18 protein-coding genes and 1 pseudogene are annotated in these 26,819 nt (G+C 34.3%); 9 read left to right on the forward strand and 10 right to left on the reverse strand.

What is annotated here, in order from left to right:
- Positions 1-2 precede the first annotated feature (2 nt).
- Complete coding sequence (locus tag BUB80_RS09545; protein ID WP_073292702.1) at positions 3-752, forward strand: DeoR/GlpR family DNA-binding transcription regulator; 750 nt, start codon at positions 3-5, stop codon at positions 750-752.
- Positions 753-891: 139 nt separating this feature from the next.
- On the opposite strand, the gene BUB80_RS09550 is transcribed toward BUB80_RS09545, so the two are convergent.
- From BUB80_RS09550 to BUB80_RS09590, 8 genes and pseudogenes are all read right to left on the reverse strand, one after another.
- Positions 892-4,086: a hypothetical protein gene (locus BUB80_RS09550; RefSeq protein WP_139262637.1), complete on the reverse strand. Its 3,195-nt coding sequence runs from the start codon at positions 4,084-4,086 to the stop codon at positions 892-894.
- Between the two features lie 25 nt (positions 4,087-4,111).
- Positions 4,112-4,819 (reverse strand): hypothetical protein, encoded by a 708-nt coding sequence (locus tag BUB80_RS09555; RefSeq protein ID WP_073292704.1) that lies wholly within the window; start codon positions 4,817-4,819, stop codon positions 4,112-4,114.
- Between the two features lie 755 nt (positions 4,820-5,574).
- Entirely contained in the window at positions 5,575-5,964 is a 390-nt protein-coding gene (locus BUB80_RS09560) for a RidA family protein (RefSeq protein ID WP_073292705.1), read from the reverse strand.
- Positions 5,965-6,087: 123 nt separating this feature from the next.
- On the reverse strand, positions 6,088-6,651 hold the full coding sequence (locus BUB80_RS09565) for a Crp/Fnr family transcriptional regulator (RefSeq protein ID WP_073292706.1): 564 nt from the start codon (positions 6,649-6,651) through the stop codon (positions 6,088-6,090).
- A gap of 152 nt (positions 6,652-6,803) precedes the next feature.
- On the reverse strand, positions 6,804-7,955 hold the full coding sequence (locus tag BUB80_RS09570; RefSeq protein ID WP_073292707.1) for an efflux RND transporter periplasmic adaptor subunit: 1,152 nt from the start codon (positions 7,953-7,955) through the stop codon (positions 6,804-6,806).
- A 7-nt stretch (positions 7,956-7,962) separates the two neighbouring features.
- Positions 7,963-12,403 (reverse strand): annotated as a pseudogene (locus BUB80_RS09580) (CusA/CzcA family heavy metal efflux RND transporter).
- A gap of 82 nt (positions 12,404-12,485) precedes the next feature.
- Positions 12,486-12,818, reverse strand: a complete 333-nt coding sequence (locus BUB80_RS09585; RefSeq protein ID WP_073292710.1) for a hypothetical protein — start codon at positions 12,816-12,818, stop codon at positions 12,486-12,488.
- A gap of 231 nt (positions 12,819-13,049) precedes the next feature.
- Entirely contained in the window at positions 13,050-15,200 is a 2,151-nt protein-coding gene (locus BUB80_RS09590) for an outer membrane beta-barrel family protein (RefSeq protein WP_073292711.1), read from the reverse strand.
- Positions 15,201-15,334: 134 nt separating this feature from the next.
- Here BUB80_RS09590 and BUB80_RS09595 point away from each other — a divergent pair, with 134 nt between their 5' ends.
- Together BUB80_RS09595 and BUB80_RS09600 are read left to right on the forward strand one after the other, a co-directional pair.
- The gene (locus tag BUB80_RS09595) at positions 15,335-16,654 is read left to right on the forward strand and encodes a sensor histidine kinase (RefSeq protein ID WP_083547132.1); all 1,320 of its coding nucleotides are present in this window, start codon (positions 15,335-15,337) and stop codon (positions 16,652-16,654) included.
- Complete coding sequence (locus tag BUB80_RS09600; protein ID WP_073292713.1) at positions 16,651-17,343, forward strand: response regulator transcription factor; 693 nt, start codon at positions 16,651-16,653, stop codon at positions 17,341-17,343. The genes BUB80_RS09595 and BUB80_RS09600 overlap by 4 nt, the downstream gene beginning before the upstream one ends.
- Positions 17,344-17,446: 103 nt before the next feature.
- On the opposite strand, the gene BUB80_RS09605 is transcribed toward BUB80_RS09600, so the two are convergent.
- On the reverse strand, positions 17,447-18,436 hold the full coding sequence (locus BUB80_RS09605) for a hypothetical protein (RefSeq protein WP_073292714.1): 990 nt from the start codon (positions 18,434-18,436) through the stop codon (positions 17,447-17,449).
- Positions 18,437-19,378: 942 nt separating this feature from the next.
- On the opposite strand from BUB80_RS09605, the gene BUB80_RS09610 reads away from it, so the two are divergent.
- The 3 genes from BUB80_RS09610 (at position 19,379) to BUB80_RS09620 (ending at position 21,460) form a co-directional block, all read left to right on the forward strand.
- A complete protein-coding gene (locus tag BUB80_RS09610) occupies positions 19,379-20,170 on the forward strand; it encodes an SDR family oxidoreductase (protein ID WP_073292715.1) in 792 nt (263 codons plus the stop codon).
- 64 nt (positions 20,171-20,234) lie between these two features.
- Positions 20,235-20,636: a GlcG/HbpS family heme-binding protein gene (locus BUB80_RS09615; protein ID WP_073292716.1), complete on the forward strand. Its 402-nt coding sequence runs from the start codon at positions 20,235-20,237 to the stop codon at positions 20,634-20,636.
- Between the two features lie 17 nt (positions 20,637-20,653).
- Positions 20,654-21,460 carry a helix-turn-helix domain-containing protein gene (locus BUB80_RS09620; protein WP_073292717.1) on the forward strand — a complete coding sequence of 269 codons (807 nt, stop codon included), beginning with the start codon at positions 20,654-20,656 and terminating at the stop codon, positions 21,458-21,460.
- Between the two features lie 59 nt (positions 21,461-21,519).
- On the opposite strand, the gene BUB80_RS09625 is transcribed toward BUB80_RS09620, so the two are convergent.
- Positions 21,520-22,917, reverse strand: coding sequence for a tetratricopeptide repeat protein (locus BUB80_RS09625; RefSeq protein WP_073292718.1), 1,398 nt, complete (start codon positions 22,915-22,917; stop codon positions 21,520-21,522).
- A 324-nt stretch (positions 22,918-23,241) separates the two neighbouring features.
- Between BUB80_RS09625 and BUB80_RS09630 the strand changes: the two genes are divergently transcribed.
- The 3 genes from BUB80_RS09630 to BUB80_RS23615 all read left to right on the forward strand — a co-directional run bounded on the left by BUB80_RS09630 (position 23,242) and on the right by BUB80_RS23615 (position 25,662).
- The gene (locus tag BUB80_RS09630; protein WP_073292719.1) at positions 23,242-24,126 is read left to right on the forward strand and encodes a hypothetical protein; all 885 of its coding nucleotides are present in this window, start codon (positions 23,242-23,244) and stop codon (positions 24,124-24,126) included.
- 83 nt (positions 24,127-24,209) lie between these two features.
- Entirely contained in the window at positions 24,210-25,397 is a 1,188-nt protein-coding gene (locus BUB80_RS09635; RefSeq protein WP_073292720.1) for a hypothetical protein, read from the forward strand.
- 121 nt (positions 25,398-25,518) lie between these two features.
- Positions 25,519-25,662 carry a hypothetical protein gene (locus tag BUB80_RS23615; protein ID WP_175549592.1) on the forward strand — a complete coding sequence of 48 codons (144 nt, stop codon included), beginning with the start codon at positions 25,519-25,521 and terminating at the stop codon, positions 25,660-25,662.
- Positions 25,663-26,819: the final 1,157 nt, after the last annotated feature.

A 26,819-nucleotide genomic window follows, 5' to 3' on the forward strand; every position in this document is an offset into this window, starting at 1 on the left:
TTATGCTAAAAGAAGAACGTTTTGAAATCATTTTAAAACAGCTTAAAGTCAGTAATAAAGTGACGTTTGAAGAGTTGGCAAAAGAACTTTTAGTTTCAGAAGATACGGTAAGAAGAGATATAGAAATTCTGTATAAAAACGGTTTATTATCTAAAGTAAGAGGAGGTGCTATTCTTCGCGAAAAAGATCCACTCTCCTTTTCTGACCGACAAACTTTCCTGAGTGATGAAAAAAATATTATTGCATTAAAAACACAACAATTTCTTAAAGATGGAATGACTGTTTTTATGGATGGTGGTACCACCGTGGGGAAAGTTATTAGCTATATGCCAATTGATATACAACTAAGAATTATTACTCACAATCTATCATTGGTTCCTTTGCTTCAAGGCTATAAAAATGTGGAATTAATTATTTTAGGCGGACAATTTGATTTTGATTTAGCCATCAATACAGGAGCCATTACCTGTAATGAAGCTTCGAAATATATTGCAGATGTATTTATTTTATCAACCTGCGCAATAGACGAGAATTTCGGAATTTCTTCTACCTCAGTGAAGGATCTGGAAACAAAAACGGCTATGCTGAAGTCTTCAAAAAAGATCATCACGCTGGCACATCAAAATAAATTAAGGAGAACTGAGGCTTTTAAAGTTTGCAATGTAAGTGACATTACTGTTCTAATTACTGACTTGCCAGGAGATAGTCCTGACCTTAATTCTTTAAGAGATTCGGGAATTCAGATTGTATAGATTTTTACTTTAAGTATTTGAACATAAAGCTTCAGAAGTAGAATACAACTCAAGATAAAGAAATAGGCTGTCTTTCGAAGACAGCCTATTTTTATGGTCAAATTAGAAAATATTGAATTTTCAATATTTCATTCAATATTTATTTCAAAATACTTCTTATTACTGGATTCACAATTGCCTGGCAAGCATTAATCTTAACAGGAACATATTGCGCTTCTCCAACCAAACAATTACCTCGCGAAACATCAACCTTCATGTATAAATTATCTACTTTACTATACAATTTATACATTCTATTCAATTGATAATTAAGGTTATCAGCTGTAGAACCACTAGGTATTAAATTAATTTGAGAGTTTGGAATATCTACCCAAGCCGTAATATTTCCAGTCGAATCTTTTTGCGCATATGCAAAAGATAAACGATAAGAAGTACAAGGCTCCAATAAGCTAAAAGAAAGCGGAGTAGATAAACATAATGATTGCTCATTTTGTACCACATCAAAATATGGTAATATAGAAACATCATATACATACGTCTTACTTCCTAACAGATTCGCTGAAACTACATTATTTAAACGTAATTCTATACGGTCAAAAGAAGCTCCGATACCGTCTAAGATAATCGCCGTCTTTGTAGAAGCTTGATTGGCAATCAATTTCAAAAGATCTAATTTTATAATCTGAGAATCAGATGCTTTAATTTCATCACCAATAGGAATATCTCCTAAATATCTTTGAATCGTAAAGCCGCCTAATACATTCACATCCAAAATAGGTAATCCTTCAGAACTCATTACAATTCTTACTTTATCACCAGGTCTCGCAATATTCTTGAATTTAACGGTTAGGATCTGCTTATTTAAAACTCCTACAGAAGTATTAAATATTGCTGCTGTATCGTAATTTGGAGAACCATGTAGTGGAGATGTACTGTTATTGATAGCATCAGTTGCTAAATAAGGATATAAAACACCTGATAGCACCGTAGCAACTCCTAACCCTGCATCCTGAACTCCGTATAAAACATCTTTCGTAGAACGGTTCAATAATACTTGGGCATTTAAGTTACCCGGAATTTCAGCACCATTCACCGTCATATTGGCATCACAAGCCGTAGATTGAGTTACAGGAGTACGGTCATCCACATACGCGCCATATATTCTTGCTGAATTAAACAACCCTAATACACTTCCTACCAATACCCTTACACCACCATATTCTATGTTAGCTCCGGCAGCATCTTTAGGGATAAAAGTAACATCTATAGTATTATTACCCACCAAAAGATTCAGAAGATCTAATTCACCAATAGATTTCAATGGTCCTACAGGAGCTCCACTTTTATTTAAGGTTTGAACAGTAATTCCTCCTAAGAGTTGTAATACTCCATAATCCTGGCCCAATTTAATAGTTATTGGAGTACCCGCCGTAATCGGAACTGCCTGTACATTATTAAAAGTCAGGTCAATCCATGAATTTCCTATTCCCGCTAATGAAATAGCGTTGAAAATAGTTCCATATGTTGACAAATCATTATCTACAGCCCTTTCACTGTTGGTGCTTCCTCCCGTTAAAATAGCTCCGGTACTTTTTATCGTAGCCATACGCTGAACATATTGATATTCGCACTCTAATTTATCATAAACATATACGGTAATTCTTTTAACGATATCACATGTACTTGATGAGTTAGCAGATTTTGCATAGAAATTATATGTTCCAATTTTCGGAAAGCTAATGGTTTGTCCCGTCACTTCCAGATTGGTTAATTCATCATAAATTTTAACTCCTGTACTTCCCAACAACTGACTTTGATAATTGGCAGCAGCAAAAATAGTAGAAGCATCCGGTACTCCATCGTTATTAGCATCAAGGGGTAAGCTTATTGCTGCATTTCCCACAATCTGATATTGCTTATCTTCCGCTGCGGTAAAGCCAATGTATTCATTAGCGCAATAGCCTGTAGCATTTAATCCCTTAATATAATAGGTTCCTAAAGGCTGCCATCTGTTTGCTAATTTATCTGCTGCTGTTTTGAAAGGAATTTCCTTTTGGTTTCTATCTACAACAATATATCCTGCATAATTGGCATCGTAATTTGGAATAAGCTGGGTAATATCAAACTTACGTTGTCTGATGTTGTTGTTTAAAAATTCAAAAGAGCATACTTTTTTAACTTCCGGACTATCATCCACATATGCAACATCATACACTCTGATGTCTTCTGCATTCAATAGATTTACCGATAGAGGTTTGAAAACACGTATTCCCACTTTATCAAATGGTATAATTTTCCCATTTGCATCACGTGGAGCAGCAAGAAAACTAAACTCTGCATTGTTCTGATTAATTAATCCTAACAGATCTAATCCCAACACGCTCGTATCTAACTTCACGGTTGAAACTTCCACTCCGTCTTTGTAAAATACCACTGAAGATTGGTTTCCTACATCCAACTTTAAAAGTCCAGATGGCATGCGGATTTTAAACCTCATCACTTTATCATTTATTGCTTTAGGTAGGTGGAAGAACTGTTCTACCGTTCCCGATGCATTTAAATTAAGTAAAGCAGTAATCCCAATTTTTGAGTACGTCGTAAGATCATTATCTATTGCATAATGTGCATTAACTACCGGTTCAGAAGCTATTAAACTTAATAACCCTCCACCAGCAGTATAAGACGTAAGCAATGAAACATCACAGTCTGACACATTATCTTTATAATAATATGAATCATAGACCTTGAAATTGTTAAGACCTCCAAGCAATACAGGAGATGATGTCTTATCATTTACTTCAATGGTCTTTATAGGTTCCTTAGGATAAAAAATAGCATAATAGTTCTGCGATGCATCTTTAGCAATGGTGATTTTATCCTGATTTGCATTAGAATTGACTGTAGACACAGAAATTGCATTATTTCCGGCTGCATTCTTCAAATTAAAAGTAGTAACATGCTCACCACCAATCACAACTCCTAAAACACCTTTAAGTAAATTCCCTAAACTACCTCCCAATAAAGCGTCTAGTAAGCCTACTTCATTGGAATTTACTTTTAGATAAAATTTAGAATTGGCAGGAACATATGATGTAGGAGCAGTATATCCCAACGTAAGTGTTCCGGAATATGCCCCTATTCCTAGTGCAGCCCCACCGTAGCTATTAATCTGGCCAAAGGTATTCACATCCGCATCATTTGAAAACTCAGGATTATCTACACGAGTTCCTGATGAAGTATCTGGTTTTATTTTCTGTACTACCTGCCCGTAGGATAAACTCCCTAACAACGGACAACATAGCAAGAGAAAACCTTTTAATATAGTCTTTCTCATAGTTTTTATCATTCAAAATCTATATTTATTTCACCACAAAAACGATATTCACAAAAGAATAATCTGATCCTATTCCTATAACATCATAAGTAAGAATACCATTTTCATCAATACTTAAATTAGCCAATGACGTATTATCATAATCTGTAACGTAATAATACAATCCGTTTGAAGCTGGGATGTTAGCAATGGTATCAGGAGCATTAGTACTTTTCACAAAAGTATTTCTTATTTCTGTACCTATAGTACCCCCGGTAGTAGAACTAGGAATAAACTTCTTATTGGTAAACTGAGATTTATACTCTGCATATAAATTTCTTTTTAGCCCCGTCCCCATCGTAGAAGTATTAAACACAATAGATGGCATATAAAAAAACTTAATCGGAGCATCTTGGGCAGTATTAAGCTTCACCCATTTACCTCCGTTACTTAATGAAGGTTCGTAATAGTAATACCCTGGAGCTGTAACATCTACTGTTTTACCGTCTAATGCAGACGTCACCCCTGACGTAACATACACCATAGAAGCTTGTTGGTTATTCGTATAAACAAGATCTTTAGCTTTTAACTTATCTCCTGTTACTCTTGGAGGAATAATTCCATCTGCCATATTTTCAGCGTCCGATTCTTTAACCTGCAAAGTAGCCTGAGGGTTTGTCGTATTAATTCCTATTTGCGCGCTCATAGCAATAGAGGCAAGTAACCCAATGAATGAGTAGTAATGTTTGTTCATAACTTAATCGATTTATATATCATTTTTATTCAAAAGTTCATTATCATAAAAACAATTATCATAACCGCATAACATCAAAGAGTACAAACTATAAATTCATAATTATTACTTCTCTTCTATATTCAAAAAGCTAAATTTTCTCATGTAGCGATTGAGATCATCAACAACCTTCATTTGAAAAATTTTCACATTAAAAACTATTAGTTAGATTTCAATATAATTAAATCATACCTAAATCATAATACTATATTAAATCAAAATGATATAGTAAGGATGATATAATAAAGGATTTGCTTTCGAAGTATCGAAATATAATTAGAAAGAAAGCATCGAGAGTATGTACAATATTTTGTACTTGAAGGAATATTTTATGTTAATAAAACACGTCTTCAACTCCATGTGAGTTATTTCATGGCAATGAGTTAGTTTTTGCCAAAGGTAATTATTTTATTTATAAAAACCACCAAACAAGCAACATAACGGAAAATAATTAATATTAAATCAAAAAATAAAGAATTACGTATAGTGAATTAATCTGTCATAAATTTAAAATTCAAATCGTTTTCCACTTACTACTAAGCTGATTACTCTACTTTTACCCGTTATATTTCATATACCACAAAAGAATAAAATCTACTAAAAAAAGACTATTTTAGTAGATTTTATTCTTTTCAATTTTAATATAAATTTAATAATTCAGACCTGTTAAGGTAAAAATCAAAAATTCCTTTTATCTAAGAGTGATTTATCATCAATTATTTCACAGCAGTTGCCTCTAATTCAACCATTAAGGTTTCAAATAGACCATTTACTTCAAGCATGGTGACAGCCTGTTCAATGTTATACTTTGCAATCCATTCCTGTAAAATTGGGAAATGGGGCCAAAGTTCTTTTGTTGAAGTGGTATAAATATTTAATCTTACAATATTTGCACATTCATAACCCGCCTTTGAGATCACCTCTTCAAGATTAGCAATAGCCTGCTGAAGCTGAGACTTCATATCTTTGTCACTGGATGTACCATCAGGATCAATAGCTGCCTGTCCTGAGCAATATAAAGTACTTTCCACATTTTTTACTTCTACAGCCTGCGAATAGCTGCGTTCGTTTTGCCAGCTCCAAGGATTCACTGTTCTTTTTTCCATTTTAATTGATTTTAGAGAAGGTCATAAGACCTCTTGTTATATATTTACTCTGCAAAGTTGTAAATTATACACAAGATCATCTCTTGATTTCAATCACGATTATGATGTGATGACGATCACATATTAAGAAGATAAGCGACTCAAGGTTTCTCTTGAAACTCCCAGATAAGCAGCCAAAAGCGACTTTGGAACCCGCTGAATAAGTGACGGATGCTTTTCTAATAATTGATTGTAACGCTCTTTAATACTGGAGGTCATGGTAGAAATAATACGTTGCTGAGCAGCAATAAAACCAAAATAAGCCTTCTCGAGAAAGAAATGTTCAATCTTTGGAAGAGCAGCGCACAACTTCTTATAATCATCAAGCTGAAGACACAATACTTCGGTATCTTCCACACATTCTAATGACATCGTAGCTTTCGTCTTGGTATAAAATGCCTGAAAATCACTTTCCCACCAATCTTCCATCGCAAATCCTACAATATATTCTTTTAAAGATTCATCTGTATACACCAGCTTCAAAAGTCCTTTTACCACAAAATAATTATAATGCACGTCTTCACCTTCCTGTATCAAAAACTGATGTTTTTTATATTTTTTAGCAGTAAAATAAGAAGATACCAAAGCAAATTCTTCATCTGTAAGAGGTACTAATTTTTCAATATGGGTGCGTAATGTATTCAGCATTCTTTAGGTATGAAACAATAAAAATACTCCTTTTCTTTGTAATAAGTTGAGGATTGATAAAGAATACGAAATGATTTCCCCTATCAATTTACACAAAAGAAGCCCGAGAAAACTCTCGGACTTCATCACTAATCATTACTATTTACATCTCTTTATTCGGCTTTATTTTTAAGCAACATCAGAAGGCTATACGCTCCTTTTTGAACGATTTTTTTATCTTTCAAATAATTGGCTTTCAGAACCTCTGTAAAACTGTCATCTGAAATTCCGATGGTCACAGGAATCATTTTATACTTTCTGTTTCCCAGGTCTTCAAAAACATAGTTTTTATTTTCAAAAGAAACCACCGATTCATTTGGTAACCCTAATGTATATCTGCTATTCACACTCACTTCAGCATTGATATACATTCCCCTGATAAAATCAGGATTTGGAGAAGAAAGCTTGGCAACCGCAATAGAAGCTCCTCCATTTTCAATATTCGGAACCATGCTTACAATTTTCGCACTTGATTTTTGTTCTGTATTTTGATTATTATACACCAAAATCTCCTGCCCTATTTTCACATCATCCACATCATTTTCAAATACTTTTAATTCTAACAATAAGCCTGTAGGATTAATCAGTTCAAACAACGTATCAGACGGGTTTATGTATTGTCCGTTATTCACCAAAATCTTGCTCACAAAACCACTGAACGGTGCATACACATTAATTCGGCTTCTAATATTTCCTGTACTCAACCCTTTTGCATTGATACCGATTATTCTCAATTTTTCTTCCAATCCTTTTAACGTCGCATTCAAAGTAGAATAATCTGCCTGTGCGGTTTGCAAGGTTTTATCACTACTCGCCTTACTGGTATTAAGATCTTTTTGACGGTTTAAATTTAATCTTGCAGATTCCAATTGAGCCTTCGTTACCAAATAATCCTGCTGCAACTGAATAAATTGAGGATCTTCAACCACTGCCAATACCTGCCCTTTATTGAAATGACTTCCGTTGATGACATTAATTGATTTGATATGCCCACCCATAATACTGGAAACAGAACTGATATGAGAAGGCGCAATTTCTACTTTACCATTCAATCGCACCAATTTTTGCATGGTTTTGTTTTGAATGTTCGTAGTAGTTAACCCAACCGATTGAATTTGTTTCTCAGATAATTGAACCGTATTTTGCTCTGTTTTTGCAAACTTTTTATTTTCATATACCGTTTTTTCTTCTTCTTTTTTTCCTGAACAAGAAGATAAAACCAACCATACACTTAGACTATATATTGATATATTTTTGAAATACATTTTCGTATTATTTTGAAATTAAGAAATTAAGTTCCGCTCCGATTTGGTTGAGCCTTTCCAGATTATCGATATAATCAACCTTTGTTTTTACCGCCTGATTGGTAAGAATTACCCAATTCAGATAATCAATCTCACCAACTTCCATTTGCTTTTGTGCGGTTTTTAAAATTATTTCAGATTTTGGCAATTGTTTTTGTTCATAATTTTCAACAATCTTTAATTGATTGGTATAATTATTAACCTGCTGTTTTAATCTGTTTTTAAGTTCAATTTCTTTTCGTTGATATTCATTCTCCGCAATAGCAACCTTCGTTTGGGTAGCTTTTGCCAACGCTCGTTGCCCTTTCGTAAACAAAGGAATTCCAACCCCGATTTGTACTGAGTTAAAACGATTGCTGTTAATATTTTTCATACTCTGATTCGTATACCCCACCAAAATATCCGGAAGAAGTTTAGATTTTTCAAGCTGAGCTTCTGCTTGGTTGACTTTAATTTGTTGATTTAAATATTGCAATTCAGGATGTTGCTTGATCTTTTCCTCTGAAACCTGAAGATCAATATTGATAATAGATTGATCCGAAATTGGTTGATATTCATGCTCAGATTGCAGCAATAACTGAAGCTGAAGTTTCGCAATATCCAAGTCATTTTCAAGCATATTCAATTGAGATATCGCCTGCTCTCTCTGAATTTCGGCGGTAGATTCTTCTAAAATATTAGCCTCTCCTTTTTTCAGTCGTAAGCTTGCTTTATCTGCAAAACTGCCATACAATTTGGTGATGTAATCAATAACTTTTTTCTTTTCCTGAAGAATCAGTATTCTGTAAAAAACCTCTGAAACCTGTTTGGTCAATTGAGATTTTGTAAGATTTTGATTTATAATACTTGCATTCCATTCTGCATCCAGCATTTGTTTTCTTTTAGAATACACAGTCGGAAAACTAAATCGTTGGGTAATTGAAAAAGAATTATCTGTTTCTTCACCCTGAATCTGCCCAAAACCTGCGTTCACCTCCGTCTGAGGAATATCCAGATAACTTGCCTTTAATTTCTCCTGATATTCTGATACTAATTTCGAATTTCTAAGACTTCCATTATATTGAAAAGCCTGCTCCAAAGCTTGTTCGTACGTAATATTTTCCTGAGCATTTACCATTCCTAACGAAATAAGAAATAGGAATGCCGTGAGTTTTTTATGATGATTTGAAAATTTCATTTTGTATTGATTTTAAATGCGATAGGCACTAAGATTTTATGTATGGAGAATGTATTTCCCGTTAGTTAAGAAACTCTGATTTTGCAATTGACGCTGTTTTATTAAATTTTTTCTTCTTACTGACCCTTTCAAACAGGACGTAAAGAATAGGTAAAACAAACAGGGTTAAAAGAGTGGCCAACATCAAACCTCCAATAACTACAGTAGCTAAAGGTCGCTGCACTTCGGCACCTGCGCCATCGCTCAATGCCATCGGCAGAAATCCTAATGAAGCTACAAAAGCCGTCATTAAAACAGGACGAAGACGAATTCTTGTTCCTATTAAAACAATTCTGCTTGTGTTTTTTATTCCGTCTTTTTTCAGTCGGTTAAATTCTGAAATCAAAACAATTCCGTTTAAAACCGCAACGCCGAAAAGAGCGATAAATCCAACTCCGGCACTGATACTGAAAGGCATTCCTCTCAATGCCAGAAAATAAATACCTCCGATGGCCGATAATGGAATCGCCGTATAAATCAATAAACTATGTTTTACAGAACCGAACGCGAAAAACAGCAACAAGAAAATCATCACCAATGAAATGGGAACCGCGATTCCCAATCTGGCCTTCGCTTCATTTAAATTTTCAAAAGCTCCACCATACGAAATCGTGTAACCTGCAGATAATTTCAAGTCTTTATTTACCTTTTGCTGAAGGTCTTCTACAATACTTTGAACATCTCTACCGCGCACATTGAAACCTACAACAATTCGTCTTTTGGTATCTTCTCTCTGAATCTGATTCGGACTTTCTTTTAATTCTACTTTTGCCAATTGTGACAAAGGAATCTGTTCTCCATTCGGAGTCGGAACCAATACATTCTGAATGCTTGTGATGTCTTTTTTATGTTCACTATCCATTCTTACCACTACATCAAATTTTCGTTCACCTTCATACAAAGCCCCAGCGGTTTGTCCGGCAAAAGCCATATTGATCACTCTGTTGATTTCAGCAACGGAAATATTGTGACGGGAAAGTTCAGAACGGTTATAATCAATCACTACTTGCGGAGCGCCTACTACAGGCTCTAAATATAGATCCTGAGCACCTTTTACCGTATTGATAATTCCACCCAATTTTTTCGCATATGTTGCCAGACTGTCTAAATCTTCACCATAAATTTTACAAACGACATCTTGTCTAGCACCCGTCATTAATTCATTAAAACGCATCTGAACAGGAAATTGGAAACCTGTCGTTAATCCTGGAATAACCTTTAAAGCAGTACTCATTTTTTCTGAAAGTTCGGGGAATGATTTTGCGGAAGTCCATTCTTTTTTAGGCTTTAAAACAATAATCATATCGCCTGCATCCATCGGCATTGGTTCGGTTGGGATTTCTGCACTTCCGATTTTGGTAACTACTTTTTGAACTTCCGGAAATTGCTTTAAAAGGATTTTCGCAGCTTCAGTAGTTACTTTTTTAGTCTCATTGATATTACTTCCCTGGAGAATACGCATTTCAACTGCAAAATCTCCTTCTTCTAATGAGGGAATAAATTCTCCGCCCATTCTTGAAAGTACCAAAACAGCTCCGGCAAAAAGAATAACAACAGCTATAATGATTGTTTTTCTAAACTTTAACGCTTTCATTAATAGTTTCTGATGACCAATTTCCACCTTCGTCATCACTTTATCTGAAAGATTATCTTTTACTTTTTTCTTTCGGCTCAGTACCAAAGAACTCATCATCGGAATGTAAGTCAGTGATAATAAAAAAGCCCCAACCAATGCAAAAGCAACCGTTTGTGCCATTGGCTTAAACATTTTTCCTTCAATACCCTGAAGTGTAAAAATCGGGAGATAAACTATTAAAATAATAATTTGACCGAACACGGCACTGTTCACCATTTTTGTAGCGGAGCTCGAAACCTGCTCGTCCATTTCTTTTTTAGAAAGCATATTATCTTTCCCGAAATGTTTTTTGTGAGCCAACTGATGTAAAACTGCTTCAACAATGATTACGGCGCCATCTACAATCAATCCGAAATCTAAAGCACCAAGGCTCATTAAATTCCCTCCGACCCCGAAAATATTCATCATAATAATGGCAAAAAGCATCGCCAAAGGAATTACTGAGGCTACCAATAATCCCGCTCTGAAATTCCCAAGGAAAAGTACCAAAATGAAAACCACGATCAACGCCCCTTCCATTAAATTGGTTTTTACAGTACTGATGGTATTATTGACCATTTTCGCTCGGTCTAAAAACGGCTCGATCACCACTCCTTCCGGTAAAGATTCCTGAATCTTGTCTAATCTCTGTTTGATATTTCCAATAACTTCATTGGCATTTTCCCCTTTCAACATCAAAACAATAGCTCCGGAAACTTCGCCTGTATCGTTAAAAGTCATGGCGCCATATCTCGTGGCAAAACCTATTTTCACATCTGCTACATCTTTGATATGCACAGGAATTCCTTCTTTCGTATTTGAAACCTGAATGTTTCCTATATCTTCTGAACTTTCCAATAATCCTTCACTTCGGATAAAAAGAACCGTCTCTTTCTTTTCAATATAAGCTCCACCCGTATTTTGATTGTTCTTTTCAAGTGCATCAAAAACATTGTTTATATTGATATTAAAAGCCTGAAGTTTATTAGGATTAATGGCAATTTCGTATTGTTTTAATTTCCCTCCAAAACTACTGACATCGGCAACCCCTTTTGTCCCCAACAACTGACGACGAATTACCCAATCCTGAATTGTTCTGAGTTCAGTTTCATCATATACATTTTCGTATCCTTTTTTGGCTCGTACAACGTATTGAAAAATCTCTCCTAAACCTGACGAAATTGGTCCTAATTCCGGTTTCCCAATTCCTTCAGGGATATTTTCCTGAACCAATTGCAGACGTTCCTGAACTTGTTGACGAGCCCAATACACATCGGTATCATCATCAAAAACAACAGTCACCAAAGACAATCCGAATCGTGAGAAGCTTCGTAGTTCTGTAATTCCACTAATATTGCTGGTTGCCTGCTCAATAGGAAAAGTCACCAACCGTTCAATATCTGCAGCCCCGTAAGAAGGCGCAACGGTAATCACCTGAACCTGATTATTCGTAATATCCGGCTGTGCATCAATGGGAAGTTTGGGGGTTTCATAGATCCCAAGCAGGATGAGCCCTATGGTAAAAAGGCCGATAATGAGTTTATTCTTTACAGAAAACTCAATAATTTTATTTAACATGAAAAATTGATTAATTGATAATTAACAAGAAATGACCGCCTTAAGAGAAAATCTTAAAGCATTAATTTTTAATTTGCATCAATTAACAAAACCGTGGTGGCTGGAAAATCCGTGAAAGATAGGTATTGGAAAAGTCTTTTTCCTGATAACTCGTGGTTTTTTGAGAAACCTTAAATTCTTTGATTTGTTCGAAATGAAAAGTAATTTGAGGAAGCTGTGCATGAATCATTAACACAACGGGAGGATTAATAAATGGAAGCTTTTGGTCTGTATTCCAATCAGAATCGGGCTTATGGTTATCATAGTGCTCTACCATGAATTCCATAAAATTCCCTTCATACTCCATGAGATGTTCTATAAAGACAGGGACCTTCAACACCTCCGCTACATTGGTTGTTGCTAGTATATAAATCATCGAACATAATATGGAAAACCACCTCAACATGGCCGCAAAGATAAGGCTTAATTTTTCTTGGTGGTAATAATTTTTGTTAATCTAATAGGAGCTTACAAAGCTAAACATCACAATAAAGAGAAACTGCTTCAAAAGAATGTAACTTTTATTTAGAAGAATACTAATTACTTTACAGAATTTAAAACTGATAAAGCATCCTATTTTTTAAAATTCTCTATTAAAAGAATCAAACTATAAACGTTTCTGTTCTTCTGTTTTCTGCTTTGCTTCTCTTCCTTTTATCGTACTTTTTCCAAAATTATATTTAAAACTCAATCTGAACCTTTGGGTATCCCCATAATAGGTGTAATAATTACTTTGATCTTTATAATAAGAACTTACTTTAAATTTTTGACCTCTATAAATATCCTGAAGACTTAAGGTAATTTCAGCTTTGTCTGCAAAAAGTTTCTTTTTGAATCCTAAGCTCAGGTTACTAGAACTTCCTGCCACCGCCGGACCTTGTAAATGAGAGGTATTAAACATAAAATTGACATCCGCAGTAAGTCCTGATTTTTTACTGAGCGTAAACTGAAAATCTGCGTTGCCATCTGCTCCCCATATGTGTTTTTTAAGATTGCTGCCATCATCAAAAATAAAATTACTGCTTTGTAATGAAGGTCCTCCCTGAAGGTTAACTGACCACCAAGGAGCCAGATCCACAGAGGCACTTAACGTAAGTCCAAAATAAGTACTCCCCGGTATATTGGTTACCTTTTGGATAAGGATATTATTTTCATTATCCTGAATACTGAGCTGTGATGTTGGATTTTTTTCATGAATATAATATAACTCAGCACCGTACTTACTTTTATACGAATAAGATATGCTAAGCTGATCGGACAAAGCGGGTTTTAGCTCTACATCACCAATAAGGTAAGAGTTTGGACTGAAATAGGATTTGGATGGATTTAGATAATTGTACGCCGGGCGGGTAATCCGTCTTCCATAAGAGAAACTTAACTGATGATTTTCTGACAACTTATTCTGTATAAAAAGAGTCGGAAAAAGATTGAAATACTGTTGTTTATTTCTTTGTGCGGGATTAACGGAGTTGCCATCAATAGATGTTAATTCTCCACGAAGTCCGGTTTTCACAGTCCATGTTTTCCAGTCTTTTCCGGCACTTATATATCCTGCCAATACTGTTTCATCATACCGAAACAAATTACTCAAAAGCGGATCATTAATCAACGTTCCATCTACATCTCGGGAAAAATCCAGATTATTTTCAGCCTTTACTCTGCTATATTTTAATCCGGATTCTAAGGTTGCCCATTGATGAGCTCCGCTATAATCCATCTGTGCTGTAAAAATACGGATATGTTGTTCGTTATCTGTGAAGAATCTCTGGGATTGGGTATCTGTAACAAAGTAATCGGTTTTTACATCTTGGGTTGTTTCGTAGCGGTAATCTGTGTAAGTACTTGAAGCAGTAAGCTTTTCTTTGGAAGAAAACAGATGTTCATATTGAATATTATAATTGATATTGGAATTGGGCGTAAGCCGATTATTCTTAGTAACAAAATAAGATTGAAGCTCTTTATCACTGGTAAAAATATAAGTAGGAACATTGTAAAGAGCATGGTTATTTTTAGAGATATAACCGTCTATTCCAATGCTTAGTGTATTCAGACTGTCAATTGTATAGTCTGTATTAAAGCGGTAAGTATGTTCGGCGTCCCTTTTATTTTTACGGCTAAGAATATTCTCCCATTGTTGTTGCTGTTCAGGATAATTGATGACTTCATTGATCTTGTTGTAATATACACCCGAACCAAAGTTATAGCTACCAGACAAAGAGAATTTTCCCGATTTGTAATATTGGCTTATACCTACATTTTTACGGGCATATATTCCCTGTTCATAAGCAGTCGTTACCGATCCCTTATACCCTGCTGTTTTATTGGCTTTTATTTTAATATTAATAACAGCACTTCCGGAGGCATCATATTTAGCAGGAGGATTTGTAATAACTTCCACGGATTTAATATCTGTCCCATTCATGCTTTGCAGTAAAGCTTTAAGCTCATCTCCGGTTAAAGAAACCCTTTTATCATTAATGGTTACAATGATAGACTGACTGCCACGGATTGACAACTGATCGGCCGAAGATTGTACATTGGGTGAACGTTTTACAATTTCCCATGCATTGCTGCTGGATAGAATCGTATTTTCTACATTAAATTCCACACGGTCTGCTTTACGGATAATTTTGGGCTTTTTATAATCAAGAGAAAGTTCTTTTAGTTCAGTTGTTTTAATTGTATCTGGTTTGGTTTGAGCAAAAGAATAACTTGATAATAGTAAAGCAATGCTTAATAAAATAATAGGTGTTTTCACAAGATGTTTGTTTCCAACAAATGTAGATGATTCGCTATATCACATGGGTTAATGCCCGGTTAATCCTGGGTTAATGAAATGTTAAAGCAATTCAAAACTAAAATATCAACCGATGATCTTAGTATCTTTAGCTTATGAAATCGAAAATAAAATATCTGATCTGGAGTTGTATACTCGTTATCTTGGCTATGACTGTAATGCAGGCTTATTTTATTTATAACACCTTCATGTTGAAGCAAAAACAGGCTCAAGCTTCTGTACGTTCTGAACTGATCCTAATGGAAGAAAAAATCAATATCACAGCGCTTCGCAGCGAATGGATAAACCATATGGATTATTATGCTAAAACAAAACAACATGAAAAGATGAATTATGCTGCTTTGCTTAAGGCTTCTGAAATTTCAAAAAAAGTAAAAGACTATATTAATCATAACCCCGTTCTGTCTGAGTATAATACTGCATATAACGTAACGATAAAAGATGCAAAGCTCGCTGCTTCCGGCTCTAATTCTCCTTTCGTTCTAAAAAATAAAATTTGGTTCGGAAACGGAAAAGCATTAGAGAACCCTCAAATTATTCACGATATGACCTCTCATATAGATGGCGAAACCAATACTATGGTCAAGGAGTTTACCACACAATCTAGTTTTAGTATAAATGATTGGCAAAGAAAAATTTTAGGACAAATGCTTGGTTTGCTTTTATTCTCTTTATTTGTTTTCTGTCTGCTAATATTCCTTTTCTATTTTTCTATCCGAAGTTTAATTTCGCAGAAAAAAATTGCTGATATTCAAACTGATTTTATTAATAATATCACTCATGAGTTCAATACACCTTTGGCGACATTGGGAGTTGCAATCAGTACTATTGAGGAGCAGACAAAACCTATTCAAAACACAGCCGTTAATCATGCTATTCGTATTGCTCACCGCCAACATCGACGTCTTAAAAAACTGATTGATCAGGTTGTTGTCCATGCCTCCGGACAGGAAGATATAACATACAAAAAGGAAAAAACAGAAATGAATATGTTTCTTTCGCAAATTATTACAGATTTTAATACTGTTTACCCTACAATAATGCTGGATTTTGTATCCAAACACGAAGAGGTTGATCTTTATGTATATCAATTCCATCTGACTACTGCTATCAATAACATCTTAGATAATGCAGTTAAATATGGAGCTCAACATATTAAAATTCAAACCCATACAGAAGATAATTATTATACCTTAATGATTGAAGACAACGGTATCGGAATAGCTGAAAGTGAACAGCATAAAATTTTCGAGAAATTTTATCGCGTAGAAAGAGGTGATATCCATAACACGAAAGGATTAGGACTTGGCCTCTATTATGCTCAACAAATTATTTTCGCCCACGAAGGAAAGATTACCGTTGCATCTCTTTTACCAAAAGGAACTATATTCACCATTTATTTGCCTTTATCATGAAACATATCCTTTTAACTGAAGATGATTTTGATTTTTCAGATATTTTAAAACATTATCTGGAACTCGCAGGGTTCAAGGTAACCTGTTGTTTTAACGGGCAGGAAGCTCTGCATTTCCTGAAGTCTGCAAAATCTCCAAAAATAGATATGTGCATTCTCGATGTAATGATGCCGATTATGGATGGATTTACCTTAGCAGCAGAAGTGATTCAGATGTTTCCGGAAATGCCCTTTATTTTTCTTACAGCCCGAAATCAGAAAGAAGATAAACTTAAAGGGCTAAAACTCGGAGCTGATGATTATGTGGTAAAGCCGTTTGAAGCAGATGAACTTATGTTGAGAATACGAAATATCTTGAAACGATCTGAACCATCGATATCCAAAGTAATTTCAGAATTGATAAGCGTTGGTTTTTATTCTTTTGATTACAAAAACCTTCAGTTAACTTTAGGAGACAACTATACAAGACTTACAGAAAAAGAAGCTATGCTTTTATTGTATTTCACTCAAAATCCCAACCGAATCATAAAACGTGAGGAAATTTTATTATACATCTGGAAAAGTGATGACTATTTTTCAGGAAGAAGTCTTGATGTTTTTGTAAGCAGACTAAGAAAATATCTGGCTAAAGACCTGAGAATTGAAATAGAAACGATACGAGGGATGGGATTTGTATTTCATTTGGGATAGCGCTCGATAATACAAGGTCGATATTTTAAACTATAATTTTCCGTGTAGGTTCTGACAAATTCGGTTACCTTAATTTTCATCTATGCATGATACTGGAATCTGACTATAAATTTAATTTATCTAACGCATATGCCATTATATTATGTAAATACTTTTCCTGATCCGTATCCACATAAGTTCCTGAAATACTTCCGTTTCTAAACACGCCTTCATCCCAAAAGAAAATAACCCTTCCATTTGGCCCAGTTGTCCAAATACCAGCTTGAGATGTTCCTATTCCTCCTTCTGTGGCTAAAATTGTAGAAGCAGGTGGTAGTTGAGAATTGTAGACCCTTCCTGCAGTTTGAGCTCCGGAAATAACAGTATTTCCGGCTATATTTCCAAAAACACCACTAGAACCTGTAGATCCGGCTATAGAATAAGATACTCCAGTCCCATTTGTTACATTACCGCTCCCTCCAAAAACTTGAAAAGCCAGAGTATTTGTGGCAGAGTCAAGAAGAATAATAACCACCCCACCCAATTGTGCAAAATCCTTGATCTTTGTAAGTACTGTAACATCCAATCCTCCTCCAGGGATAAGGCCAATACAGAAAATATCCACCATCCCTTTTAACTGTGCTGCAGTATAGTTATTAATTTGTCCTTCAAATTGTAAGAAATCAATGCCAGATATCTTATTGTAGAAACCATTGGCTCCATAATTAAGCTTACTTTGAAGCTGAGAATTAAACGCAGGAAAACCTGTACCTCCAATTGCATAAAGATTTCCATCCCATAAACTTGCTGAATATCCTATTGTTATGTTCCTACGTGAAGAACCTATATCACCAGACAATCCATCAACATATCCCAGCACACCGTTAGCATCAGCTACTACCCTTCTAGTGGCTACAAAAGTTTGGTCTTTATTATCTGACCTAGACCCATCAGGTTTTGTAAAAACAGCATTTGCCATTTGATGTTTCGGAAGTTCTCTAACTCTCTCTGTTCCATTAATATCAAGGAATTCTGTTGGGTTTTTTGTATTTATTCCCACCTGACCAGAAGCCATTGTGAATAAAAAAACAGCAAGTAAACTTTCTTTTTTCATGTAAATTGTATTATATATTTAATTAAATGTGTTTTTTATATGACCATTGTTATAGTCCGTACATTCAACTTGTTTAAACTTTTATTTTAACGCAAAAGTGACAAAAGATTAACACATTAGTCACTTTAAGTTGAGTATTAGGCTACAAATAAGAGCACATAAGTTTTTAAAAATCTTTGCCTATTGAGCGGAGTCGAAATAGTATTCTTTTGTAGACTTTTGTTTTCTCAATAACCAATCATTAATAAATCAACGATAGCTTTTGATTCTTTTGCGGTTAAATTTTTAATTAGTTTAAACAGGTTCATTATTAGCCAATTCAAGAGCACTGATCCTTCCACGCCTACCTGCCATCAAGCTTGTATTATTAATCTTTCTCATTCATATTTATGTTGATGCAAATTTCGTATATCTCTGAATATCTCCTGTTCGCCAAACGTTCAATACTTTGTTTCCAAAGGGTTCAGTGGTAAAAAATTTAAACCAAAAACGTATTTTCAATTTTGTGGAAGAATTATATAATGGACATAATATTATACTGCATAAGCATGCTAAATCAATAAAAACACAAGAATACACTAACTTATCAAATATCATTTCGCGTATAACTTCCATACCAAATTTCTAAATTGCTGTAATACCTGTTATTAAAGAAATTCTAATCATTTCTTATTTTGATGAAAGCCAAATTATCATTCAAATCTACAGGCATTTTAAAGATATCATTGATTGATTTTCGTTCATTTTCATATTACCAAAACATTCATTTTTTATCAAAAAAATATCATATCACATTTAGTTTCACTACAAAATGTAAAATATGTATTATGTATGTTCCAAAAAAGACAGAAATTGAACCTTCAAAAAACACATAATTGAACTGTGCAGAAATATTAAACAATTGTAGCTGGTGTAATTTTACAAAATCTTAAAAACAAAGAAATGAGTAAAACAATTTTAATCACAGGAGCCGCAAGCGGTTTTGGAAAAATTGCTGCATTTGAATTAGCAAAAAAAGGACATAAAGTAATTGCTACCGGGCAGGTTTACCCACAGGTTAGCGATCTTATCCGCGAAGCAAAAGAACAGGGAATTAATCTTATCGTTGATAAACTTGATGTAACTGATTCTCGCGATCTTGCTTATATTCATAAAAAGTATGATATTGATATTTTAATCAGTAATGCGGGTATTATGGAAGGAGGCCCAATTGCAGAGCAGCCAATTGAACTTATTCGTTCGATGTTTGATGTTAATGTATTTGGTGGACTTGAACTTGCTCAAGGTTTTATTAAAAAATTTATTGAACAAAAGAAACCGGGTAAAATAGTCTTTACGACATCTATGGGAGGACTATGGACGGTGCCTTATGTAGCAGCCTACTGCGCATCAAAACACGCTATGGAAGCTATCGCGGAGGGTTTAAAAACAGAATTAGCAGATTTCAACATCAAAATTGCAACCTGTAACCCAGGTGTTTTTGGTACTGGATTTAATGATCGTGGTGTGGATAGCATATTCCGATGGTATAACCCTGAAACCAATTTTACCCCATCTAGTGTATTTGATGGTACAGCAGAATCATTGAATCATCAACTTGATCCACTCTCAATGGCTGAATGTATCGTGAATGTAGCATTAGACGACAATTCTAATTTTAGAAATGTGCATCCTAAAGAAACAGAAGATTTTGTGAAACAACTTCAAGTTGAAGCCTGGACAGCAAAAAGTTAATTTAAGAATCCTGTGAAGCACGGATATATCAATCCGTGCTCTAATTTTACATAAAGACAAAAAAATGAACATAACTTATAATGAAGCATCCCAAATTTTGAATGCTTCAATTGAAAAGGCCAAAGCAATGGGTATCCCTGTTAGTTTAGCAGTGGTGGATACAGGAGGTCATTTGGTAGCTTTTGCCAGATTAGAAAGTGCTTTTGGTGTTGTAGATTTTGCAATAAAGAAAGCAAGAACAGCTGTGATGTTTGGCGTAGACAGTGATGTAATGGGAACGATCATTTCTGGCGCCGAAATGCATGCTTATGGAATGATTAATTCTAATGAAGGACTACTAACAATAGCGGGTGGTGTAGTGATTAAAAATAAAGAAGGAAATATCATTGGTGCCATTGGCTCATCCGGTGGAACTGTTGATCAAGATAAAGAAATTGCAAGTTCGGGTGCAAGCATAATTATTTAATTTTAGAAATTTGTGTTATGGAAGCAACAAATGAAATAATATTTGACAGACTCGTATATTCTTGTGTTTTTGAAAAACACCGGGGATTCGAAGAGTTCTATCCCGACCATTTTTTGGGATTTCAGCTAGCCGGCGAAACGCATGCCATTCATGATCAAGGTACGATAGTGATCAAAGAAAATACAGTGGTATTAGTAAAGAAAAACCAATTGATTCGAACAATAAAGTATCCTTCAAAATCAGGAAATTACAAGTTTATCGCTATTACATTAGATAAGGAAACTCTACACAGCTATGCTTTGGAGAATAAGATTGTGATAAAAAAACGGTACGAGGGAAAGCAAAAAATGTTTTTTGAACCTAATGAGTTTCTCAACAGCTACTTTATTTCACTTGCCCCATATATCAATAAGACAAAAAAAGCAACACCTAAACTAGCTGATTTAAAGGTCAGGGAAGCAATTGAGTTATTACTGGATAGCAACCCTGATTTTATATATATACTATTTGATTTTAATAAACAATATAAGATTGATCTTGAGGAATTTATGAATAACAATTTTATGTTCAATGTTCCAATTGAATCATTTGCTAAGCTCACAGGAAGGAGCATTTCAACATTTAAACGTGATTTCGCCAGAGTTTTTAATTCTACTCCCAAACAGTGGCTTCAGGATAAACGTCTCGAAGAGGCATATTATAAAATAAAGCATAAGCAGGAAAAACCTACTGAATTTTACTTAGACCTTGGTTTTGAAAATTTATCCCATTTTTATACATCATTTAAACATAAATATGGGTTAACTACTTCCCAAGTGAAGTAGATAAGATCTTGCAAACACGCATTCTGAAAAAGAGATGTAAATAATAACTTCTATGATCCTTATAAATCTGCTATCCATTTTGCAAGATCTTCCTCAGTACTCAAATTTAATTTCTTTTTAAGCCTGTATTTTTTTGTATCTACAGACCGTAATGTAATATTATCAAATATTGCAATTTCTTTACTGGTAAGATCTAGTCTTAAATAAGCACAAAGCCTCACATCCCCTTGAGAAAGATTAGAGTTTGCCTCCATCAAACTATCAAAAAAATCAGGATACGCTTCTTTAAAACGGGTAAGAAAAAAGGGATCCCTGGATTTTGCCAATGTCATTACTTCGTCAAAAGATATCCCTATCTTTTTCCTCAGACTCTCTGTTTCTTTTAATTTTTCTTGAATAATTATATCTTTCTTCTGCTGTGTCCGTTTATACAATTTGATTATGTAGTATATAGCAAAAAAAGAAGCTGTGATTATTCCAATAATCATTATATATAAATTTCTCCTTTTTTCCTTTTCTTCCTTTTCTTTTTCTTTCAATAAATTTTGAAGAATGATATTTATCGATTTCTTTTCACTTGTTTTAATACTGTCGTTAACCAATTTATGCTTTTCAAGATATTCATTTGTTTTCTCAATATCATGAAGTCCCTTATAAGCGTTAGAAATTTTCTCATAAACAGTTGCTATATTTATTTTACGCTTAAATCTTTCATAAATAATAAGAGCCCTAGAATAATATTCCAAAGCCTTATTATAGTCATTTTTTTCTAAGTATAAATCTCCAAAGTATAGGTAAACCGTAGCTCTTTCATCGTTTTCATGTGCCGTTAAGGCAATGGCTTTATTGAGATAAATCTCTGCTGAATCAAGGTGTTTTTTTTCCCGCATAAATCTTTCGGCAATTCTTGTATAAGCCAATGAAGACTGCATAATTCTGGCACTCTTTTTTTGCATACTGTATACAGAGTCTACTTCATTCATCATATCAAAATTATTCCATTTCCAGGAATAACTATAGTAGGTGTAAAATGTTTTCCTTTTACTTTCTTTTATATTCTTGGCGAATTTTAATGCTTTATCCAGATTTTCATTAGATTGTTTAAACAAACCCAAGGTAGAATAATTTCTTCCATATTCATAATAAAGCCTGGTATTCATTATGGGATCTTTATCATTTCCCAATTCATCCTTAACTTTATCCAAATAATAAAGACTTTCTTCATGCATATTCATTGTACTCAAAAGATTACCTATATTGGTATAAGCAGAAATAATTCCCTCTTTATTATTCTCTTCCTGAAAGAACTTTAATGCTTTTGTATTATAGTCAAGAGCTGCATCCATTCTATTTTTGTCAACGTTATCTATGGTAACTTTATGAAGTTCAGGAACTGTATATTTCTGACAATACATTTTGGCACCCAATAACAGAAAAATAAATAATATTTTTTTCATATACTCTCCAAATATATTAGAATTTACACATTAAAATAATAATTCCTTAAAAATAAACTAAAAAAACATGTAAAAGAATCTCCTTTCTTTATCATTACTGCTACTGCAATCATACTTTACCCACAGTAAAAACAATTAACTATCAGTAACTTACAAAAACGATGTGTATTTGTTGTAGTATTTTTCTTCAGGATCGGATGTAGATTTGCATCAGTAATTCGAAAGCACTTAAATAATTAATACTAGTCATTTTTAAATGCTTAAGATACGATTCTAAACACACAAAAAGGAAATTTAAAATTTTAACTGTAAACCAAGAAAGATATGAAAAAGATAATCATTCCTATTATGTTCTATGCTCCTGCTATTGCATTTGGCCAGATCGGAATAGGAACCCCTGATCCTCATCCCAGTGCTATGCTGGATATCGTTTCTTCAGACAAAGGAGTATTAGCGCCAAGGCTCACTTCTATTCAGAGAGACAGCATACAAAGCAAAACAGAAGGGCTCATTATTTACAATACAAATGAAAATGCAGTTCAACTTTGGGATTCTACAAAATGGAAAACTCTCGGAATTCCGGGAACTGCGGTGGTAGGCAGTCTAACTTGTTCGGATGCTGCTCATAATGGAAATCTGGTTATTGCAAAAGCTGCCTCGGGTGTTTCCTCATCAATACCATATACTAATGGGAATGGTGCAGAATACGCTCTACAAAACATATCTTCTACAGGTATTACAGGTCTTACCGCTACATTAGCGGCAGGAAAATTAATAAAAGGCAACGGGAATCTTACCTATACAATTACCGGAACACCGGCCACGGAAGGAACCGCTAATTTTGCTATCAATATCGCAGGAAAAACCTGTTCTTTCGCGAGAACGGTGATTTCTAAAGGAAGCATAACCTCGCTGGATATCAATCAGGCAGTGGTTACAGGATCTCTTACCAAGGGAGTGCCTGCCTCTCAGGTAAGTGTCAGTATTCCTTATACAGGAGGAAACGGAGGACCATACGATGCTTATTCAAGAGCTTCAGGACCTACAACTGGGCTTACCGCTACACTGGCGGCAGGAGAATTCCAAAACGGAAGCGGTACCCTCACCCTTTCCATTACAGGAACTCCTGGAAACCAGCCCGTAGGCCTGGCTATTTTTGCATTAACGATTGGTGGGAAAACCGCTTCATTAACCATTCCTGTTAACTAACCTAAAGATACAAACCTCAATAAGGTTCTCAACACACAAAGGAAAAAGAATATTCAAAACTAAAAATTTTTAAAATTAAGGAAATGAAAAATATACTTATAACAACATTACTTTTTATTGCTTCCCTATCGTTTGGGCAAGTCGGTATCGGAACAGCCCAACCTGCTCCTGGTGCTATGCTGGATGTAACTTCTCATAACAAAGGATTGCTATTCCCACGGCTTAGCTCTGTTCAGAGAGACAGTATACAAAGCAAAACGGCAGGATTGATGATCTATAATACCGATGAAAAATGTATTCAGGTATGGAATACTTCTTCTTGGGGCTGTACAAACGGAGACGGTTATCACGACCTTCCACCAGGTACAATTGATATTTTAAACTGCTCTACTGCCACCCATACAGGAACTTTAATTGGCGGTAGTACTGCTTCCGGAGTTTCTTCAACCATTCCTTATAGTGGGGGAAATGGAGGAATTCATAACGGGCAGGTAGTACAATCTACAGGAGTTACAGGACTTACTGCTACCTTGGCTGTGGGAGGGTTTGCGAATGGGGTAGGAATGCTTACTTATCAAATTACAGGTATACCATCCAACTCCGGAACAGCGAGTTTTGAAATTAATATTGGAGGTAAAACATGTACTTTAACGAGGACTGTTGGCATAGGCCTTTTACCTCCTGACCCAGACCTTGGACTTGAATGCAACGGTTTTTTATTACCATATACTCCACATAATGGCATTGCAACGGGCACAGTTAATGGTGTACAAGTTAATGCTCAGTCTTTTATGACGATTGGGAGTTCGTATGGTGGTATACATAGAAATACTGGTTCAAGCGCTCCTAGTTGTAAAGTATTTATACCTAAAGATTATGGTTATACTTTCGCAACACATGATCATAGTAACAATCGAGCAAGGGCTATAATGAAAATTAAATTTGATAAATTAGTATCGAATATAAAAGTTAATTACTACCATGGGTATAACGGTTTAAAATTAAGCTATAGAATGAAGAATAATGGAAATTATGTTACACCTATTATTACATTTTCTCCTTACAGTACATGCTCGGGAGTGTTTGATATAATTAATGAAAATAGTTATACTAGCATTGTTCAAAAAAGGGGTAATGATCGAACCACCGGTCATATACATACCCTTGGAGGTGCATGGTTTGATGAAATTGAAATAACAATTGATGGTTCCGGGTCAGAACTTATGCAAAATGCTGGCTTTATTAGTTTATGCATCGGAAGTGTTCAATAGAAAAAGTGGTCATATTTTTGAATGTCCAAAGCTAAGATCAATAAACATATGATCTTCATATAAGCCGATGCAAAACGAAACAGAATTTTAAAATAAAGCTCAAAAACTCCCATGGAAAGAAATGTATTTTGACTACCTAGGTTTCAAAGGAGTAAACAGTAAGAACTATGCAGCCAGCAGAACCCCTACTCTTTTTCTACTTGACAAAGAAAGTAAAATAGAAGTAAAAACAGCTTCATTAAAAGAAATAATAAATGCATTATAAAAAACACAATTTCAAAATAATATAAACAATGATTTGTTATTTCTTCTCAGGGAGGGTTTTAGGAATAGATAAAGGGGAATTAGCATCCTAAGACTTTTCCCTGTTTATAAAAGTAAGCCTGTTTAAACTAATTAAAAATTAAACCGCAAAAGGTACAAAAGCTATTATTCAACTTGTTTAAACTTTTATTTTAACCACAAATCGAAGATTCGACGGAGTCAAAAGTGACAAAAGATTAACACATTAGTCACTTTAAGTTGAGTATTAGGCTACAAATAAGAGCACATAAGTTTTTAAAAATCTTTGATTTTTATTCTTTGGTATACTTTTGCTTTCTCAATAACCAATCCTTAATAAATCAACGATAGCTTTTGATTCTTTTGCGGTTAAATTTTTTTATTAGTTTAAACAGGTTCTGATAATTTTTGTACCCTAAAAAATATTCAAACCATTAAGAACATTGAAGAAGTTCAGTTTAATTAAGAAAAAATCAAATAGATTTTTTTAAGCTTATGAGTTCTTGTTTGCATTTCATGATGAACTTCAATAAATAATAGATCAACCTTTTGTCTCTTTTGCGGTTAAATTTTTAATTAGTTTAAACAGGTTCTGATAATTTTTGTACCCTAAAAAATATTCAAACCATTAAGAACATTGAAGAAGTTCAGTTTAATTAAGAAAAAATCAAATAGATTTTTTTAAGCTTATGAGTTCTTGTTTGCATTTCATGATGAACTTCAATAAATAATATATCAATCTTTTATCACTTTTGTGGTTAAAATAGAAAGTTTAAACAAGTTTAGTATTAAAAAAGAGAAATATATTGAATAAAGTTCATAGTTTATTGGTGAGAGCGGGGAGGTTTTATCGATTATCCATTTCCCCGCTTTTTTAAAACTATAATAAAAAATTAATTATATAAAATCTTTTTTTTCATTCAGTACTTGATATTGTCTAGTTTATAGCAATATTAAATTACTTAGTTCAATTAGTGTTTTAGTGTTTTGAAAGAGACTGACCTTTTCGGTCAGTCTCTTATCATATACTAGTATATGATAAAAAGAGAAATATAATAATCTAAATCAGGGTAAGACGTTAGGGCAATAAACATATCAGGATATTTTTCAGCAATTCAATAGGATGAGGAAAAATACAAT

It is taken from the genome of Chryseobacterium polytrichastri (assembly GCF_900142445.1).
GTDB classification, from domain to species: Bacteria; Bacteroidota; Bacteroidia; order Flavobacteriales; family Weeksellaceae; genus Chryseobacterium; species Chryseobacterium polytrichastri.

Excerpts from the sequence above, each read along its gene's own strand:
- BUB80_RS09615 (WP_073292716.1), top strand. The coding sequence starts at position 20,235 with ATGAACATAACTTATAATGAAGCATCCCAAATTTTGAATGCTTCAATT.
- BUB80_RS09555 (WP_073292704.1), bottom strand. The coding sequence starts at position 4,819 with ATGAACAAACATTACTACTCATTCATTGGGTTACTTGCCTCTATTGCT.
- BUB80_RS23615 (WP_175549592.1), top strand. The coding sequence starts at position 25,519 with ATGTATTTTGACTACCTAGGTTTCAAAGGAGTAAACAGTAAGAACTAT.
- BUB80_RS09625 (WP_073292718.1), bottom strand. The coding sequence starts at position 22,917 with ATGAAAAAAATATTATTTATTTTTCTGTTATTGGGTGCCAAAATGTAT.
- BUB80_RS09610 (WP_073292715.1), top strand. The coding sequence starts at position 19,379 with ATGAGTAAAACAATTTTAATCACAGGAGCCGCAAGCGGTTTTGGAAAA.
- BUB80_RS09570 (WP_073292707.1), bottom strand. The coding sequence starts at position 7,955 with ATGTATTTCAAAAATATATCAATATATAGTCTAAGTGTATGGTTGGTT.
- BUB80_RS09595 (WP_083547132.1), top strand. The coding sequence starts at position 15,335 with ATGAAATCGAAAATAAAATATCTGATCTGGAGTTGTATACTCGTTATC.
- BUB80_RS09635 (WP_073292720.1), top strand. The coding sequence starts at position 24,210 with ATGAAAAATATACTTATAACAACATTACTTTTTATTGCTTCCCTATCG.
- BUB80_RS09605 (WP_073292714.1), bottom strand. The coding sequence starts at position 18,436 with ATGAAAAAAGAAAGTTTACTTGCTGTTTTTTTATTCACAATGGCTTCT.
- BUB80_RS09550 (WP_139262637.1), bottom strand. The coding sequence starts at position 4,086 with ATGAGAAAGACTATATTAAAAGGTTTTCTCTTGCTATGTTGTCCGTTG.
- BUB80_RS09565 (WP_073292706.1), bottom strand. The coding sequence starts at position 6,651 with ATGCTGAATACATTACGCACCCATATTGAAAAATTAGTACCTCTTACA.
- BUB80_RS09585 (WP_073292710.1), bottom strand. The coding sequence starts at position 12,818 with ATGATTTATATACTAGCAACAACCAATGTAGCGGAGGTGTTGAAGGTC.
- BUB80_RS09545 (WP_073292702.1), top strand. The coding sequence starts at position 3 with ATGCTAAAAGAAGAACGTTTTGAAATCATTTTAAAACAGCTTAAAGTC.
- BUB80_RS09560 (WP_073292705.1), bottom strand. The coding sequence starts at position 5,964 with ATGGAAAAAAGAACAGTGAATCCTTGGAGCTGGCAAAACGAACGCAGC.
- BUB80_RS09600 (WP_073292713.1), top strand. The coding sequence starts at position 16,651 with ATGAAACATATCCTTTTAACTGAAGATGATTTTGATTTTTCAGATATT.
- BUB80_RS09620 (WP_073292717.1), top strand. The coding sequence starts at position 20,654 with ATGGAAGCAACAAATGAAATAATATTTGACAGACTCGTATATTCTTGT.
- BUB80_RS09630 (WP_073292719.1), top strand. The coding sequence starts at position 23,242 with ATGAAAAAGATAATCATTCCTATTATGTTCTATGCTCCTGCTATTGCA.